The following is a 16,702-nucleotide window of genomic DNA, read 5'->3' as shown; positions in this document are numbered from 1 at the left end:
GCCGCGGCGCGGGCCGGGCGGGGCCGGTCCGCGGCCGGGGCCCGCGGCTCGGCCCGGTGGCGCTCAGTCGTAGCGGGCGGCCTCGTCCAGCAGCGTGTCCGCGTCGTCCGCGGCCATGGCCAGCTGCCGGAACATCGCCCCGATCTTGTAGTTCAGCTCCGGGTCACCGGGCGGCAGCCGGTTGCGCGGGTCACCGGCCAGCCAGAGCGCCGCGCACAGCTCGGCCAGCGGACGGAGCCGGGCGCGGTCCTCGTGCGCCCGGGGCGCGTGCTCCTTCGCCAGCTCCCCGGCCCGGCGCGACGGCGTGGCGTCGGACAGCTGCGCCCGGTACACCGGCGCCGCCGTCACGTGGTACAGCTCGCGCAGCCACGGACGCAGATCCGGAGCGGACAGCCCGGCCGCGAAGTGCTCCACCACCGTCTCCAGCCGGTCACCGGCCAGCCGGTGGTAGAGCGCGTCGAGCGGCTGGCCGTGCTGCTCGTGCCAGTCCGCCAGCCTGCCGTGCAGCGCGTCCCACACCTCCCGCGAACCGTTCGGCGGTCCGGACAGGTCGTCCAGGAGCAGCAGCCGCAGCCAGGGGTGGAGCACCGGGCGGCCGTCCCGCGTCGGGTCCCCGCCCTGGCCGGCCTGCTCGCCCGACAGTCCGGTCGCGGGCAGCAGATAGCCCGACGGGCCCCGGCCGCCGCGGGTATTGGCGTCCTCCGGGACCGGGGTGGACAGCCACAGCCGGTTCCGCAGCTCCCCCATCACGGTGTCCCGGGCGTGCTCCAGGCGGTGGTCCAGCAGGCCGGAGTTGACGGCGGCCTTGGGCGTGCGGGCGGCGGCGATCCGGGTCGCCGCGGCGCGCTGATCGGCGGTCAGCCCGGTCAGCAGCCGGTCGAGGACGGCCCGGCCGATCCGGGGACCCTGGGCCGGCTCCCCGTCCATCGCGGTGCCGGGCAGCGGCACCCGCATGTCCAGCAGCCCGCGCAGGTCCTCCGGTGCCCGCCCCCCTAATCGGTCGATGGCGGCGTGCAGTTGGGACACGCTCCACGGGTGCCCGTAGGTGAGCCGGTGCACGAGCGGGGTGCTGCGCGACAGCACGCCGGTCTCCGGCCGGTCCGCCCGGTGCGCGGCGGCCGACTCGTGGCGCGAGGCCTCCAGCGCCACCTCCACCGCGTCCAGGTCGCGCAGCCGGACCGGGTACCACCAGTCCGACAGCGGCGTCCCGGCCCGCTCCCGCCAGCCGGACCAGCCGGCGGCCGCGGCGTGGTGGAGGTGCGGGTCGTCGGGGCTGCCGTCGCACGGACCGGGCACCGCCTGGGTGGTGCCGCTGGTGGCCACCACGAGCAGCGGGTCGTGGTGGCCCGCCCGGGCCCGCTCGGTGCGCAGCACGAGCAGGGCCTCGAGGAAGCGGGTGGCGCCGTCGTTCAGGTCGATGTCGTCCAGCAGCGCGAGGCTGCCGTGCGCGCGGCGGCCGCGGGCGTACCCGGCGCACAGGTCGTCGAGGAAGGCCCGGCACAGCCGGCGGTCCACGAAGTCCTGACTGGCCTCGACACCGCTGCGGGCGCGCCGGTTGAGCTCCACCAGCTCCTCCAGGGCGCTGCCGGGCCCCGACGAGCCGTACGAGACCAGCGCCCGGTTGAGGAAGGTGCCGGCCGGCATGTACTCGAAGCCGCGCAGCAGCACGCCCACGATCATCTCGACGCCCGGCACCGGCGACAGGCCGAGGGTCTCGACGAGCTTCGCCAGCCCTTCGCCGGCGTCCGCCGCTGCCCCCCGGTTGCGCGCCTGGCGCAGGGCCTGGCGCAGTTCGCGGTTGGCCTGGCCGCGGTCGGTCAGCGACAGCTCGGGCTGGACCGCGAGCAGGCCGAGCAACAGCCGCGGGAAGCGGAGCGGCTTGCTGCCGCGGTGCTTGCGGGACAGCAGGAAGGCGAGGCGCAGGGCCACCTCGTGCGGACGCTGCTCGGCGGCGGACGCGAAGTCGATCCTGGCCGTGGGCGCGCCGTCGGTGACGGCCTCGAAGTGGTCCAGGGCGTGGGTCTTGCCGCTGCCGGGACGGCCCAGCAGCGTGATCACCGGCAGCGGACGGTCCGGCGCGGCCGGATCGCGCAGCCAGCACTCGTGGACCAGGCCCGCCACCTCCCCCAGACCGACCGGTGGAGCCTGTGGGCTCTGCGGCATGGAATCCCCCTTTCCAGCACGCGGACGCCGTGGTGCACAGGTGGCACAACGTGACTTCGGTCATGCATGGTGTCACGAAGTGCGGGACGACAGATAGCGATTGGACGACCTCACGCCGTCATCCCGCGCGTGTCGTGCGCCCGCGCGCCCCCTCGTCACCCGGACCCGCGGCCGGCACGACGGTGACGGACCGCGGGGTGCATGCTGCCGGACAGCGCGTCGTACGGGACAGCTGTGCATTCGGTCCGGCAGCGAGGGACCATGGAGTCATGGCCAGGAAAGTCTGCGCCGGAAGCAGGGCCCGGCGGGCCGCGCTGACCGCGGTCCGGGAGGCACTGGAGCGCGGCGAGGTCCCGGTGGACGCCCCCGAGCTCGTCCAGCTGGACGCCGAGTGCTGGCTCGGGCCCGACGGCAGGCTGTACGTACGGTCCGCGCCGCTCCGCCCCGCCGGTGCGGTCCGGCTCCCGTTCCCCGCCGCTGCGGAGCGGGTGGTCGACCCCCGTGGCTGCTCCGCCGGCGAGCCGTCCTACGCCCCGGACTGGCGGCGGCTCACCCCGTGGATCGACGATCTGTCCCGGCTGTCCCGGTGGCGGGAGGCCGACGGCAGCTGGCTGGTCATCGACGAGGTCTGAGCCCGGCGAGCCCCCTGCGGGCGCGGCGCGGAAGAGCCCCCGGCCGGACGGCACGCCCGGACCGGTCCGGCCCACCGCGCACGCCCCGGCCACTCCTCACTCCCGGACCAGGAGCGCCACCGGCGTGCCGTCGAGCAGCCCGCCGAGCGGTACCCGGCCGCCCCGGACCGGCCGGCCCGACAGCAGGTCCGTCCAGGCCCCCTCCGGGAGTTCGAGCTCGGTGTCCCGCCAGCCCCCCGCCTCCGCCAGACGCAGGGAGAGCCGGGTGACCACGGTGACCGCCCGGCCCGCGCGGCAGAACGCCACCCCGTGCACGGCCCCCGGCCCCGTCGCGAGCAGCGGGCGGTAGCCGCCCGACTCGCCGAACCAGGCCGGGTGTTCCCGGCGCAGCCGCAGCGCGGCGGCGGTCAGCCGGAGCTTCTCCTCCGGCAGGTCCCGCGGCGCCCGCCCGCCGTCCAGCGCGGCGAGCGCCTCCGCGGCGAAGCCGGGCGGGCGGCGGTTGTCCGGGTCCACCAGCGCGGCGTACACCTGCTCCGTGTCCTGGTAGAGGTCCGGGACGCCCGGCATGGTGAGCTGGAGCAGCGCGGCGCCCAGGACGTTGCCGCGGACGCCCGCGGCGACCGACCGCTCGAAGGCCGTGACCTCGGCCGCGTCCATCGCGCCACCGCACGGCCCGGCCGTCACGAACGCCTCCACCGCCGCCTCGTACGCCGGGTCGCCCTCCGTCCACGAGGTGCGCAGCCCGGCCTCCCGGACGGACTTCAGCAGGGACGGCACGAGCCGCTCCGGATCGCCGGAGCCGAGGCCGAAGGCCGTCTGCCAGGCCGTCCAGGCCGTGTGCCGGTCGGGCGCCGGGGCCTCCCGGTCCGCCGCCTTCGTCAGCTCGCCCAGCAGCCCGGCCCAGGCGTGCGGGACCTCGGTCAGCAGCGCGATCCGGCTCCGGACGTCCGCACTGCGCTTGGTGTCGTGGGTGGACAGCACCGTCGAGCCGGCCGGCCAGTCGCGCAGCATCCGGGCGCAGTGGGCGTGGAACCCTTCGACGGACGTCGCCGGGCTCCCCGGGTCGCCGCCCACCTCCCCGGCCGACAGCAGCGGCGCGTACCGGTAGAACGCCGTGTCCTCCACCGACTTGGCGCGCAGCGCGGCGGAGGTCTGGGCGAAGCGGGAGCAGAACGCCCGGTGGTCCTCGCCGTCGCCGAGGACGCCGAGCGCCAGATCGCGGACGCGGTCCACCGCGTCCGCCTCCTCGGTGACGGCGAACGCCCCGCGGGCCTCCTCGGCGGCCGCCCGGAGCAGCTCGGCGTCCCGCTCCGGCAGCCGCTCACCCGGGACGGTGTAGGGGCGGTAGACCGGCATCCGCACCAGGAGTTCGGTGACCGCCGTGCGCAGCGCCCACGGCGCGTGGTCGCGGAGTGCCGGGGCCGCCGCGCAGATCCGGGCCGCCGTCCGGGCGAGCAGCGAGACCTCCGCGGCCAGTTCGTGGGTGACGACCTTGTACCCGGCCCGGCGCACGGTGGCCGCCCACGCGCCGCCCCGGTCCGCGGGCTGGTCCGTGAAGCGCCGGTACGCCCCCAGCAGGTCCGCCGCCCCCGCCGGGTCGACGAACAGGCCGTCGATGCGCCGCAGGGCGTCGTAGCCGGTGGTGCCGGCGACCGGCCAGTCCGCCGGCAGCCGCTCCTCACCGGTCAGGATCTTCTCCACGACCGTCCAGCGGCCCCCGGTCGCCCGGTCCAGCCGCCGCAGGTAGCTCCCCGGCTCGGCCAGGCCGTCGGGGTGGTCGACGCGCAGCCCGTCCACCACGCCCTCGTGGAGCAGCCGCAGCACCGTGGCGTGTGTCGCCTCGAACACCTCCGGGTCCTGCACCCGCACCCCGATCAGCTCGGAGATGGAGAAGAACCGGCGGTAGTTGAGCTCGGTACGGGCCAGCCGCCACCAGGCGAGCCGGTACCACTGGGCGTCGAGCAGCTCCGGCAGCGGCAGCTGCGCGGTGCCCGGCCGCAAGGGGAAGGCGTGGTCGTGATAGCGCAGCAGGTCCCCGTCCGGGACGAGGTGTTCCAGCTCGTCCCCCAGCCGGCCGCCCAGCACGGGCAGCAGGACGCGGCCGCCGTGCCGGGTCCAGTCGATGTCGAACCAGCGGGCGTGCCGCGAGTCCGGCCCGTCCCGCAGCACCTCCCACAGCGGCCGGTTCAGCCGCTCCGGCACCGGCACCGCCATGTGGTTGGGCACGATGTCGATCACCAGCCCGAGGCCGTGCCGCCGGGCGGTCCGGGCCAGTGCCCGCAGCCCCTCCTCGCCGCCCAGCTCGGCCCGGACGGCCGTGTGGTCCACGACGTCGTAGCCGTGCGCCGAGCCGGGAACGGCCTCCAGTACCGGCGACAGGTGCAGGTGGGAGACCCCCAGCGACGCCAGATACGGCACGGCCGCCGCGGCGGCGGAGAAGGGGAAGTCCGGCTGGAGCTGGAGCCGGTACGTGGCGGTCGGCGGGGCGCTGGGGCCGGGGCCTGGGGGACCTGCGGCGGCCTCCGGAGCCGCGGACGGCCGGGACGGCCCGGGCTGAGGCTGCTCGGGGCGAGGCTGCTCGGGGTGGGACGGCTCGGGGTGGGACGGCTCGGGCTGAGGCGGCTCGGGCTGAGGCGTCATGGCCAGTAGGTACCCGCCGCTACGGGATCCGTGCCTGCCGTGAGCACCCGGGTGGCGGGTACGCACCCCGCCCGGCCCGGCCCGCTCGGGGAGCGTCCCCCGCCGACCGCCGACCGCCGACCGCCGACCGGTGTCAGGCCGGGCGCTGGAGCACCGTCAGACTCCGGTCCACCAGGGTCAGCCGGTCCCCGGCCTTCACCCGCCGCCCGGCGCCCGGCTCCGGCACCTCCGTCCGCGCGGTGTCCACCACGATCCGCCACTGCCGCCCGTGGTTCACCGGCACCGTGAAGTCCAGGGGTTCGTCGCTCGCGTTGAACATCAGCAGGAACGAGTCGTCGGCGATCCGTTCACCGCGCGGGCCCGGCTCGGAGATGGCCCGGCCGTTGAGGAAGACCGTCAGCGAGCGGGCGGACGCCGCCTGCCAGTCCCGCTGCTTCATCTGTTCACCCTCATGAGTGAACCAGGCGATGTCCGACAGCTCGTCGTGCGTCCCCTCCGCCGGGCTGCCCTGGAAGAAGCGGCGCCGCCGGAAGACCGGGTGGTCGCGCCGCAGCCACACCATCGTCCGGGTGAACTCCAGCAGGTCCCCGTCCCCGTCCGCGTCCGGCCAGTGCACCCAGGACACCTCGCTGTCCTGGCAGTACGCGTTGTTGTTGCCGCCCTGGGTGCGCCCGAACTCGTCGCCGTGGGCCAGCATCGGCACGCCCTGCGACAGCATCAGGGTGGCGATGAAGTTCCGCTGCTGGCGGGCGCGGAGCGCCAGCACGCCCGGGTCGTCGGTGGGCCCCTCCACGCCGCAGTTCCACGACCGGTTGTGGCTCTCGCCGTCCCGGTTCCCCTCGCCGTTGGCCTCGTTGTGCTTCTGGTCGTACGCCACCAGGTCGTGCAGCGTGAAGCCGTCGTGGCAGGTCACGAAGTTGACGGAGGCGATGGGGCGGCGCCCGTCGCTCTGGTAGAGGTCGGAGGAGCCGGTCAGCCGGGAGGCGAACTCGGCCAGGGTGCGCGGCTCGCCGCGCCACAGGTCCCGCACCGTGTCCCGGTACATGCCGTTCCACTCGGTCCACAGCGGCGGGAAGTTCCCCACCTGGTAGCCGCCCTCGCCCACGTCCCACGGCTCGGCGATCAGCTTCACCTGACTGACCACCGGGTCCTGCTGCACCAGGTCGAAGAACGACGACAGCCGGTCCACCTCGTGGAACTGCCGGGCCAGGGTCGCCGCCAGATCGAAGCGGAAGCCGTCCACCCGCATCTCGGTCACCCAGTAGCGCAGCGAGTCCATGATCAGCTGGAGCACGTGCGGGCTGCGCATCAGCAGCGAGTTCCCGGTGCCGGTGGTGTCCGTGTAGTGGCGGGGATCCTCCGCCAGCCGGTAGTACGAGGCGTTGTCCAGGCCGCGGAAGGACAGCGTGGGGCCCAGGTGGTTGCCCTCGGCCGTGTGGTTGTAGACCACGTCGAGGATGACCTCGATGCCGGCCGCGTGCAGCGCCCGGACGGCGGACTTGAACTCCAGCACCTGCTGCCCGCGGTCGCCCCAGGAGGCGTAGGCGTTGTGCGGGGCGAAGAAGCCGATGGTGTTGTAGCCCCAGTAGTTGGCCAGCCCGGCGTCCACCAGCCGGTGGTCGTTCACGAACTGGTGCACGGGCATCAGTTCGAGCGCCGTCACCCCCAGCTCGGTGAGGTGCTCGATGACCGCCGGATGGGCCAGCGCCGCATAGCTGCCCCGCAGCTCGTCCGGCAGCGCCGGATGGAGCATCGTCAGCCCCTTCACATGCGCCTCGTAGAGCACCGTCCGGTGGTAGTCGGTGCGCGGCGGCCGGTCGTCCCCCCAGTCGAAGTACGGGTTGACCACGACGGACGTCATGGTGTGCGGCGCGGAGTCCAGGTCGTTCCGGTCGCCCGGCCTGCCGAAGGGGTAGCCGTAGACCGCCTCGTTCCAGTCGATCCGGCCGCTCACCGCCTTGGCGTACGGGTCCAGCAGCAGCTTCGCCGAATTGCAGCGGTGCCCGTGCGCCGGCTCGTACGGCCCGTGGACCCGGAAGCCGTACCGCTGCCCCGGCATCACCCCCGGCAGATAGGCGTGCCGCACGAACGCGTCGGACTCGCGCAGCTCCACCGCCGTCTCCGAGCCGTCGTCGTGCAGCAGGCACAGCTCGATCCTGCCGGCGGCTTCGGAGAACACCGCAAAGTTCGTCCCGGCGCCGTCGTACGTGGCGCCGAGCGGATACGCCTGTCCCGGCCAGACCTGCATGATGTCGACTCTTCCACTTCGGATCCGGGCTCCGCGAGACGGCACATCCCCTGCCGACCAGGAAACCTTGTCCAACCAGCACAGATTCGGGGCACTTTCGTCAGATCTTCCTGGAAAGCCGGGCAACCTCCTACGACAACCACTCGTCCTCTTGGGTGACCGATGCATCGTTGTATGCAGCTATCTGGGGAGATAGGGGACAGGGGGGTCATGTGCGCATCATGATGCGTCGCCACCTGGGCAAGGTGGTGGCGGGGGCGGCCATTGCGGTGACCGGCACCGCGGTGATGATCGGGGTGACGCTGCCGAGGGAGGCCGGAGCCGCGGGCGAACCGGGGGGTCTGCGGGCGGAACCCGCCGCGGACGGCCGGGGCTCGCTCGCCGAACAGGGACAGCAGGGCGGGCAGGCGGAGAGCCGCGTGGAGCCCGGCGTCGTCGAGGAACGGGCCCCGACGGGGGAGCAGGGCACCGGCCGGGACGCGCTCACCGACGACGAGCTGGAACGCGTCGAACGCCTCGCCCTCGACCGGGGCCTGCGTTCGAGCAGCAAGAAGGCCGACGGCGACACCGGGCCGCAGTGGCTCAGCACCGACCTCGCCGAGCTGCGGCCCTCGGAGGCGGGCGCCGCCGCACCGCCGCGCCGCGCCGAGGTCTCGTACTACGACTACCGGGACGACACGCTCGTCCTCAAGACCGTCAACCTCACCTCGGGCAAGGTCGAGGACACCGACACCCGGCACGGCGAACAGCCCCCGGCGACCCGGGCCGAGGCCGCCGAAGCCGCCTCCGTCCTCCTGAAGAGCCCGCTGAGCGCCGGCCTGAAGAAGGACTACAAGGACGCCACCGGAAAGGCCCTCTCCGACGCGGAGCAGCTCCAGACCACCGGCATGATCTACCGGGTCGACGAGGAGAACGACGGCCCCGCCGCGCTGCGGAAGTGCGGCGAGCACCGCTGCATGCGGCTGTTCACCAAGGTGCGCAACGGGCCCTGGATCGACACCCGCCACCTGGTCATCGACCTCAGCGCCCGCACCGTGGGCCGCATCCGCTAGCCGTCCGGATCCCCGGACCTCCGGACGGCACGTCCGGACGAGACAACGGAGTCACCTGTCATGCGCGAAGGCATGAACACCGGCGGGCGGAGAGCTGCCCGCAGAAGGGGCCGCGGCCGTCTGAGCGGCACGGCGGCCGTCGGCCTGGCGGCACTGCTCGGCGGGGCGCTGGCCGCGGCCGGCCCGGCCGGCACCGCCCAGGCCGCACCGCAGGCCCCCGCACCCGCCGCGGACTGCAGCGCCGCCTCCCGGATCGAGCAGAAGCTCGCCGGCGGCACCACCTGGCGGATGTGCTGGCACTACGAGTCCAAGGCCGGCCTGGTCCTGGACAAGGTCACCTACCAGCCCAAGGGCGAGGCCCGGCCCATCCAGGTCCTCACCACCGCCAAGCTGGGCCAGATCCACGTCCCCTACGACGACGGCAAGAACGAGTTCGACGACCTGACCAGCTACGGCTTCGGCGAGGGCGTCCAGAACCTCTCCCCGCAGGAGTGCCCCGGCGGCACCCTGAAGAAGGTCAAGCTCCCGCACGCCGCGGCCGTCAACGGCCTGTGCACCACCACCCGCGCCCGCGGCCACGCCTACCGCGCCGCCGCCGACGAGGGCACCAAGGTCTGGTCCGCACAGGGCAAGGACCTGCTCGTCTACGGCGTGAACAAGGTCGGCTGGTACGAGTACATCACCGAGTGGCGGTTCTCCGACGACGGCACGATATCGACCCAGGTCGGCGCCACCGGCAACCTCTCCCCGTTCGACTACGACGCCGGGGACGGCCGCGGCTGGCCGGTGGGCCGGGGCGCCAAGGCCTACGCCACCAGCCACAGCCACAACATCTTCTGGCGGCTGAACTTCGGCCTCGACGGCGCGCCCTCCAAGGTCCAGCAGTTCGACGCGACGACCACCGAGCGCGGCCGCCGCACCCCGACCACCAAGACCCGGCGCACCGACGTCACCAGGGAACTGGCCGGGAACAACGCGGCCCAGCGCTGGTGGCGCGTGGTGAGCACCCGGGGCAAGAACCAGGACGGCCACGCCCGGTCCTACGAGATCGTCCCCGGGCACACCAACAAGTACCCCGGCCGCCCCTACACCCGTAGGGACGTCTACTTCACCGAGTACGACGCCTGCCAGCAGTTCGCCAGCCACAACCGCAACTGCGGCGGCACCAGCGTCGACAAGTGGGTCAACGGCCAGCGGCTCAAGCACCCGGTCACCTGGGTGAACGTCGGCTTCCACCATGTGGCCCGGGACGAGGACCAGACCCCGATGCCCGTCCACTGGCAGGGCTTCCAGCTCGCCCCGCGCGACGTGACCGCCATGAATCCGCTGACCCCGGCCGACCTCGCGGCACAGAACGGCCAACCGGTCTTCCCGTAAGGGGAGTTGGTACAGCAGTCAACGGATGAGGGTGCACCGCCCTCCGCCCAGGCAGTACCCTTCCTTGATCGTGGAACGGGGGCGGAAGGCGGTGCACTGGTGAGCTCGGGCGGGCTTGAGCTGCCCCCTGGTGACGGTGGTCAGCAGGGAGGTGCCGCCGACGTCCCACCGGGAGCGGTGTCCCTGGCACGGCCGATGGAGATCGGAGCGGAGCTGGACTGGGGCGCCGACGCCTGGACCGAAGTACGGACCCGGGCCCGGCGCGCCGGCCGGGCCTACATCTGGCTGAACCTCGTGGAACAGCGGCTGCGCGCCGTCGTCGCCGCGGTGCTGCGGCCCGTCTACGAACCGGTCCACGGCGACGAATGGGTGGTCGCCGCGGCCGGCCCGGCCGGACACGAATGGGTGCAGCGCGCCGTCGCCGTACGCGAGGTGAGCCGGCGCAAGGGTTACCTCCTCGACCCCGCCGACGACAACGTTCTCAGCTTCCTGACCCTGCCCCAGCTGCGCGAGCTGATGGTGCAGCACTGGCCGTGCTTCGAGCCCTACCTCGACGACCGCCGCGACCTCGAACTCGCCCTCGACGAGCTGGAGGTGGCCCGCAACGTCGTCTCCCGCAACCGGGCGCTCTCCGTCACTGTGCTCGCCCAGGCCGAGCGGGCCGCCGCCCGGCTGCTGGAGATCCTCGGCGGCGGCGCGGGCACCCCGTCGGCCGACCGGCTCCCCGTGGACGCCGTGGAGGACCTCGTCGGCGACCGGTACGCGGACGTCGTCGGCGTCCACACCGACCGGGTGCGGCTGCAGCGGCAGCTGCCCGTGGAGGACCTCTTCGGGGGCGCCCGCCGCCTCGACGCCATCGGCATAGGCCTGAACCTGCTCGTGCAGAACTACTCCGGCCGCCGGATGGTCCGGCTCGCCGAGGCGGGCTGCCGGACCCGGCTGCTCTTCCTCAACCCGGCGAGCAGCGCGGTGCGCCGCCGGGAGCGCGAACTCGGCCTGAAGAAGGGCGAGCTCAGCCGCTCGGTGGAGACGAACATCATGCACATGCGCCGGGTGCGGGCCCGGCTGCGGGACACCGGCGGCTTCGAGATCCGCGTCTTCGACGAGACGCCCCGCTTCACCGCCTACCTCGTCAACGGGGACGGCTCCGACGGCCTGGCCGTCGTCCAGTCCTATCTGCGGAGGGCGCGGGGCATGGAGGGCCCGGTGCTGGTGCTGCGCGGCGGACGGCGCGACGTGGTCCCCGACCGCGGCGCGGAGGCGGACAACGGACTCTTCCAGACCTACCGGGAGGAGTTCGAGAGCGTCTGGACCGATTCGCGTCCTGTGTCCTGATGGCCGGCCGGTCGGCCGGTTCGGTGAGGGGGCGGCCGGGTGCAACGGCCGGGCGGGGGCGATGAGACGAGAGCGGCCGGACAGGACGGGGCAGGTAGCCACCGGACGGGGAGCCACCGGACGGGAACGGTCGCTCCTGTGGGCCCCGGGTGCCGAGGTCCTTCCCCGTGGCGCACTGCTTGTCAGTGGCCCGTGGGAGGGTGAAGGCCGTCAAGGGGGATGCACCACAGCACCGCAGAAGAGGGGGGCCGCGCCCATGGGCTGGCACCGTGAGCCGTTGACGGGTTTCGATCTGGAGACCACCGGCACGGACATCGAGCACGACCGGATCGTGACGGCCGCACTCGTCGGCATCGGACCGGACGGCGCCCCGGCGGAGCGCCGGACCTGGCTGCTCGACCCGGGCGTGCCCATTCCGGAGGACGCCACCGCGATCCACGGCATATCCACCGAGCAGGCGCGCGAGCGGGGCACCCCGGCCGGGGAGGGCGTCGGCGCGATCGCCGAGGCCGTGGCCGACGTGCTGCGCGCCGGGCGTCCGCTGGTGGTGATGAACGCCCGGTACGACCTGTCGCTGCTGGACCGGGAGTGCCTGCGGCACGGCATCGCGCCGCTGTCCGCCCGCCTGGGCCGGGCGCCCGGCCCGGTCGTCGACCCGCTCGTCCTGGACAAGCACGCCGACCGGTACCGCAAGGGCAAGCGCACCCTGGAAGCGCTCTGCGCGCATTACGGGGTGCGGCTGGACAGCGCCCACGACGCCGGTGCCGACGCCCTCGCCGCGGCCGAAGTGGCCCTGCGCATAGGGCAGAAGCACACGGCGCTGGGCTCGATCGATCTCGCGGCGCTGCACGACCTCCAGATACGCGCGGCGGCGGAGCAGGCGAAGTCCTTCCAGCAGTATCTGCGCCGGACCTCGAACCCCCAGGCCTACGTGGAACCGGCCTGGCCGCTGATCCCGGCCCAGCGGACGTCCCCGGGCTCCGCGTAACTCCGGGTTCCGGACGGCCTCCGGGCCGGGGTGACGCCGTCGCGGGGTGCCGGCCGCCTACCGGGTCGACACCCTGGAGCGTTCCTCGTCGGTGCCGGTGCCGGTGCCGGTGCCGGTGCCGGTGTCGGTGTCGGTGCGGGGGTCGCTGCGGGGGTCTGTGCCGGTGCGGTGGGCCGGGGTGGCGCCTCGCCTCCGGCATCGGCCCGGGTCAGAAGGGGTGCCAGCGGACCGCGGTGTTCCCGGTGCGCAGCGATTCGACCCGGCGGCGGAACTCGGCGCGGGCGGCCGGGTTCCCGGGGGCGTGCTGGGCCACCCAGGCGCAGCCGGCCGTCTCCCGCGCGCCGCGGAGGGTCGCGCAGCCCTCCCACTCCCGTACGTCCCAGCCGTACTCCGCCGTGAAGCGGTCGTACTCCTCGGGCGGCAGGCCGTAGCGGTCCCGGGCCAGTGCCATGACCACGAGATCGTGCTCCCGCAGATCGTCGGCGAAGGTCTCCAGGTCGACCAGGACCGGCCCGTCGGGGCCGACGTGCACATTGCGGGGGAGCGCGTCGCCGTGGATCGGGCCCGGCGCCAGCCGGGGCGTCAACGTCCCGGCGGCCGCGGCGAACCGGTCGCGCCGCTCGCGCAGGTACGCCGCGTCGGCCGGGTCGATCGCGTCCCCGGCGAGCCGGAGCCAGCGCTCCACACCGCCCAGCAGATCGCGCCGGGGCAGGGGATGCGGCGGCGCGGGCAGCCGGTGCACGCTCCGCAGCAGGATCGCCAGATCACCGGCGCCGGCCGGCCGGACGGCCGGCGGCAGACGCAGCCACTCCGTCACCGGATGCCCGTCCACCAGCCGCGCCCCGCCCGGTTCGCCGGCCCCCGGGACGTCGGCGGGCCGTACGGCCGGCACGCCCTGCTCCGCCAGCCAGACCGCGGTCCGCACCTCGTGGCGCATCCGGTCCAGCAGCTCGGCGCTGCGGCCCACGCGCACCACCGGCCCGTCGGAGCCCAGCGCGAAGACGGCGTTCTCGCCGAGGGCGAGCAACTCCGCCTCGGCGGCACGGTGTCCGGCGTGCGCGAGTACCTGCCGGGCCCGCTCCTCGGTGAAGGGGACCGATCCCGCCCGTGCCATGCGCCGCCTCCACTGCCCGCTGCCCGCTGTCGTGTCCGTGCACCCGCCCCGGTCCGTGGGGGCTGTAGCGGCCTCCAGTCTCCCAGTCGTCGGTGGCGCTGCCTCGCCCACCGGCGGCGCCCGCCGGAAAACAAGTTGCACGATACGTTTCGTCTCGCCTACTGTCCCGGCATGCCCTTCCAGATCTACGAGTGACGGCTCCTCGAACCTCGCGTCCAGCTCACCAGCACGTGCGGCCCGGCCGCACGACGGGAATCAAGGAGGGTGCGCCCATGCAGCGCGCCGGTAAGCCCGCTCACATCGCGATGTTCAGCATCGCCGCCCACGGGCACGTCAACCCGAGCCTGGAGGTCGTCCGGGAGCTCGTCGCCCGCGGCCACCGCGTCACCTACGCCATTCCGGAGTCCTCCGCGGACACCGTCGCCGCGACCGGCGCCGAACCGCGGATCTACACCTCCGTGCTCCCCACCGACGACGAACCGGAGGCGTGGGGGACCGAACTGATCGACAACGTCGAGCCCTTCCTCACCGATGCCATCCAGGCACTCCCGCAGCTCGCCGACGCCTACCGGGGTGACGAACCCGACCTGGTGCTCTACGACATCGCCTCCTACCCGGCGCGGGTGCTCGCCCATCAGTGGGGCGTGCCGATCGTGCAGCTCTCGCCCGCCATGGTCGCCTGGGAGGGGTACGAGGACGATGTGCGGGAGATCTTCGCCCCGATGCGGGAATCCCCGCGGGGCAAGGCCTTCTACCAGCGCTTCTCGGACTGGCTCTCCGCCGAGGGCGTTCCGCTCGACCCGGACACCTTCGGGGGCCGCCCGGACCGTTGCATCGCGCTGATCCCCCGGGCCATGCAGGCGAACGCCGAGCGGGTCGACACCTCCACCGTCACCTTCGTCGGCCCGTGCCGGGGCGACCGGTCCGACCGGGGGGACTGGCGGCGTCCGGCCGGCGCGGCGAAGGTCCTGCTGGTCTCCCTCGGTTCGATGTTCACCAACGAGCCCGCCTTCTACCGCGAGTGCGTCACGGCGTTCGGCGGCCTCGACGGCTGGCACGTCGTCCTGCAGATCGGCAAGCACGTCGACCCGGCGGAACTCGGGGACGTCCCCGCCAACATCGAGGTGCACCGCTGGGTGCCGCAACTGGCCGTGCTCGAGCAGGCGGACGCCTTCATCACCCACGCCGGCATGGGCGGCAGCCAGGAAGGGCTCTCCTGCGGGGTGCCGATGGTGGCCGTTCCGCAGGCCGCCGACCAGTTCGGCAACGCCGACACCCTGCAGTCCCTGGGTGTGGCCCGGCACCTCCCCAAGGAGGAGGCCACGGCGGAAGCCCTGCGCGAGGCGGTGCTGGCCCTCGTCGACGACCCCGAGGTGGTCGCCCGGTCCCGGAGGATCCAGCAGGAAATGGCCGCCGAGGGCGGCACCCGCCGGGCCGCCGACCTGATCGAGGCGGAACTGAGGGACTGACCGGGCGGGCCGGTCGGAAGTGTCGTCGGAGGAGGCGGCGTCGGGGGCGACTTCGGGCCCCCGTCATCTCCCGGGCCGGGCGCCGTACCCCGGCCCGGGAGGCCGGTCGGCAGGCCTGAGTGGACGGCCGCACCGGCCCGGTGCACGCCCGGCCGGCCCGGAGCTCCCGGCCGTCCCCGGACTTCCGGGTACGGCGCGGGGGCCGGCGCTCCGCACGGGAGCCCGAACCGGTGCTCGCCACGGAGCCTGAAAAGGCCGTCGACCCGAGCAGAAGAGGAGACCGTTACCCCCACGGAAAGGTTGTACTTAGCACATCTTGTCCTTTCAATGACCGACTTTCTAACGTCGGGTGAACAGATACCTGCCGCCAGGAAGTTGACCATGCCCCGAGAGATACCGCCCCTCGCCGAGGTGCGCCGCACCACCGAGAAGAAGCGCGACGCGTGGTGGACCGTGCTGCTGGTGGACCCGGTCGCCACCCCGCTCGTCCGCTGGACGGCGAGGTGGACCCGGATCACCCCCAACCAGATCACCTGGTTCGCTCTCCTGCTCGGCCTCGGCGCCGCGGGCTGCTTCGCGGCCGGCAGCTGGGGCTGGCTGCTGGCCGGCGCGGCGCTCTACCACGTGAGCTTCATCCTGGACTGCATGGACGGGAAGCTCGCCCGGCTGACCGGGACGGGCTCGGTCTTCGGTGCCTGGCTGGACTACGTCTTCGACCGGGTGCGGGTGCTGGCCTGCGCGGTCGCCCTGATGGGCGGTCAGTACCACCGCACCGGTGACGTGCTGTACCTCTGGCTGGCCCTCGCCGTCGTCTTCCTCGACATGCTCCGGTACATCGACGCCTTGCAGATCTTCAAGATCCGCCATGGGATGCGGAAGCAGATCAAGGCGCGCGTGCGGGCGGCCCGCCGGGCCGAGAACGCCCGGGAGCTCGCCTTCATGGAGGATCTGCTGCGGGACAATCCGGAGGCGGACGCCGAACACGGCGCCGTACCGGCCGACCTGGCCGCCACCGGGGTGCCGGTCGGGGACGGACTCGCTTTCGACGATGCGGCCGCCGGGGCGTTCCAGGACGGCCGGGCGGTGGCCGCGACGTTCCCGCAGGCCGGGGTCGGGGCCCGGCCCGGTGCCGTCGCCGTGCCGCTGCCGCTCACACCGGCGGTGTCCCGGGCCGAGGCCGGCGCCGACGCCGGAGACCTTCCGGAGGCGGTCGCCGTCGAGCCCTTGGCCGAGGGCGTGCACCCGGGCGAGGTCGTGCCGTTGAAGCGTCGCCCGCAGGTCGTCGATCTGCACCAGGAATTCCGGCACCGCTTCCCCTGGTACATCCGCTTCCGGTCCTTCCTGCTGCGTCATCGCATCCGTACGCACCTGGTCAGCGGTATCGAATTCCAGATGGCGGTATTCATCGTCGCTCCCCTGGTGGACGCGGTCGCTCCGGTCACCGTCGGCGCCGGTGTGCTGTTGCTGGTCTTCGAACTGGCCATCATCTACAAACTGTTGCTGTCCACGCGCGACTTCACGCGCACCATGGCGTCCTTCGAGAAGACCGCCTGACCGCGGAGCCGTTCACGCGGCGTTCGCCATTCGCGACACTCTGTCGATGATGCTGCTCCATGACCCTCGGGCCCTTTGTTCCCGCCTTTGCGAACCGTGGTGCGCGACCCCCTGGCTCACGGCCCGGGGG

At 73.6% G+C, this 16,702-nt stretch carries 11 protein-coding genes; 7 read left to right on the top strand and 4 right to left on the bottom strand.

Going from position 1 to position 16,702, the window contains the following annotated elements; genetic code table 11:
* Positions 1 to 63: 63 nt before the first annotated feature.
* Positions 64 to 2,163, bottom strand: coding sequence for a hypothetical protein (locus tag ACFYYR_RS05415; RefSeq protein ID WP_388847142.1), 2,100 nt, complete (start codon positions 2,161 to 2,163; stop codon positions 64 to 66).
* A gap of 269 nt (positions 2,164 to 2,432) precedes the next feature.
* Here ACFYYR_RS05415 and ACFYYR_RS05410 point away from each other — a divergent pair, with 269 nt between their 5' ends.
* Entirely contained in the window at positions 2,433 to 2,795 is a 363-nt protein-coding gene (locus ACFYYR_RS05410; protein ID WP_388847140.1) for a hypothetical protein, read from the top strand.
* A gap of 96 nt (positions 2,796 to 2,891) precedes the next feature.
* Here ACFYYR_RS05410 and treY read toward each other — a convergent pair whose 3' ends face one another.
* On the bottom strand, positions 2,892 to 5,435 hold the full coding sequence (gene treY, locus ACFYYR_RS05405; protein WP_388847138.1) for a malto-oligosyltrehalose synthase: 2,544 nt from the start codon (positions 5,433 to 5,435) through the stop codon (positions 2,892 to 2,894).
* Positions 5,436 to 5,568: 133 nt separating this feature from the next.
* Positions 5,569 to 7,683: a glycogen debranching protein GlgX gene (gene glgX / locus ACFYYR_RS05400; protein ID WP_388847136.1), complete on the bottom strand. Its 2,115-nt coding sequence runs from the start codon at positions 7,681 to 7,683 to the stop codon at positions 5,569 to 5,571.
* A gap of 221 nt (positions 7,684 to 7,904) precedes the next feature.
* Here glgX and ACFYYR_RS05395 point away from each other — a divergent pair, with 221 nt between their 5' ends.
* The 4 genes from ACFYYR_RS05395 to ACFYYR_RS05380 all read left to right on the top strand — a co-directional run bounded on the left by ACFYYR_RS05395 (position 7,905) and on the right by ACFYYR_RS05380 (position 12,435).
* Entirely contained in the window at positions 7,905 to 8,735 is an 831-nt protein-coding gene (locus ACFYYR_RS05395; protein ID WP_388847134.1) for a Tat pathway signal sequence domain protein, read from the top strand.
* Between the two features lie 60 nt (positions 8,736 to 8,795).
* Positions 8,796 to 10,112 (top strand): copper amine oxidase, encoded by a 1,317-nt coding sequence (locus ACFYYR_RS05390; protein ID WP_388847132.1) that lies wholly within the window; start codon positions 8,796 to 8,798, stop codon positions 10,110 to 10,112.
* Between the two features lie 99 nt (positions 10,113 to 10,211).
* A complete protein-coding gene (locus ACFYYR_RS05385) occupies positions 10,212 to 11,447 on the top strand; it encodes an SAV2148 family HEPN domain-containing protein (RefSeq protein WP_388847130.1) in 1,236 nt (411 codons plus the stop codon).
* 256 nt (positions 11,448 to 11,703) lie between these two features.
* Positions 11,704 to 12,435 (top strand): 3'-5' exonuclease, encoded by a 732-nt coding sequence (locus ACFYYR_RS05380; protein ID WP_388847128.1) that lies wholly within the window; start codon positions 11,704 to 11,706, stop codon positions 12,433 to 12,435.
* Positions 12,436 to 12,643: 208 nt separating this feature from the next.
* Here ACFYYR_RS05380 and ACFYYR_RS05375 read toward each other — a convergent pair whose 3' ends face one another.
* Positions 12,644 to 13,549 carry a phosphotransferase enzyme family protein gene (locus tag ACFYYR_RS05375; RefSeq protein ID WP_388847126.1) on the bottom strand — a complete coding sequence of 302 codons (906 nt, stop codon included), beginning with the start codon at positions 13,547 to 13,549 and terminating at the stop codon, positions 12,644 to 12,646.
* Between the two features lie 272 nt (positions 13,550 to 13,821).
* On the opposite strand from ACFYYR_RS05375, the gene mgt reads away from it, so the two are divergent.
* Positions 13,822 to 15,018, top strand: a complete 1,197-nt coding sequence (gene mgt / locus ACFYYR_RS05370; protein ID WP_388847124.1) for a macrolide-inactivating glycosyltransferase — start codon at positions 13,822 to 13,824, stop codon at positions 15,016 to 15,018.
* A 381-nt stretch (positions 15,019 to 15,399) separates the two neighbouring features.
* The gene (locus ACFYYR_RS05365) at positions 15,400 to 16,572 is read left to right on the top strand and encodes a CDP-alcohol phosphatidyltransferase family protein (RefSeq protein ID WP_388847122.1); all 1,173 of its coding nucleotides are present in this window, start codon (positions 15,400 to 15,402) and stop codon (positions 16,570 to 16,572) included.
* Positions 16,573 to 16,702 lie beyond the last annotated feature (130 nt).

Origin of the sequence: Streptomyces sp. NPDC001922 (assembly GCF_042891165.1) — a bacterium.
In the GTDB taxonomy this organism is placed as follows: domain Bacteria; phylum Actinomycetota; class Actinomycetes; order Streptomycetales; family Streptomycetaceae; genus Streptomyces.
Note: the sequence above shows the minus strand (reverse complement) of the source record. Positions and strands in the feature narration are given on the sequence as shown.

What these genes read in the sequence shown, in the direction of transcription:
- ACFYYR_RS05415 (WP_388847142.1), bottom strand. Translation starts at nt 2,163, where the DNA reads ATGCCGCAGAGCCCACAGGCTCCACCGGTCGGTCTGGGGGAGGTGGCG.
- ACFYYR_RS05410 (WP_388847140.1), top strand. Translation starts at nt 2,433, where the DNA reads ATGGCCAGGAAAGTCTGCGCCGGAAGCAGGGCCCGGCGGGCCGCGCTG.
- treY (WP_388847138.1), bottom strand. Translation starts at nt 5,435, where the DNA reads ATGACGCCTCAGCCCGAGCCGCCTCAGCCCGAGCCGTCCCACCCCGAG.
- glgX (WP_388847136.1), bottom strand. Translation starts at nt 7,683, where the DNA reads ATGCAGGTCTGGCCGGGACAGGCGTATCCGCTCGGCGCCACGTACGAC.
- ACFYYR_RS05395 (WP_388847134.1), top strand. Translation starts at nt 7,905, where the DNA reads ATGATGCGTCGCCACCTGGGCAAGGTGGTGGCGGGGGCGGCCATTGCG.
- ACFYYR_RS05390 (WP_388847132.1), top strand. Translation starts at nt 8,796, where the DNA reads ATGCGCGAAGGCATGAACACCGGCGGGCGGAGAGCTGCCCGCAGAAGG.
- ACFYYR_RS05380 (WP_388847128.1), top strand. Translation starts at nt 11,704, where the DNA reads ATGGGCTGGCACCGTGAGCCGTTGACGGGTTTCGATCTGGAGACCACC.
- ACFYYR_RS05375 (WP_388847126.1), bottom strand. Translation starts at nt 13,549, where the DNA reads ATGGCACGGGCGGGATCGGTCCCCTTCACCGAGGAGCGGGCCCGGCAG.
- mgt (WP_388847124.1), top strand. Translation starts at nt 13,822, where the DNA reads ATGCAGCGCGCCGGTAAGCCCGCTCACATCGCGATGTTCAGCATCGCC.
- ACFYYR_RS05365 (WP_388847122.1), top strand. Translation starts at nt 15,400, where the DNA reads ATGCCCCGAGAGATACCGCCCCTCGCCGAGGTGCGCCGCACCACCGAG.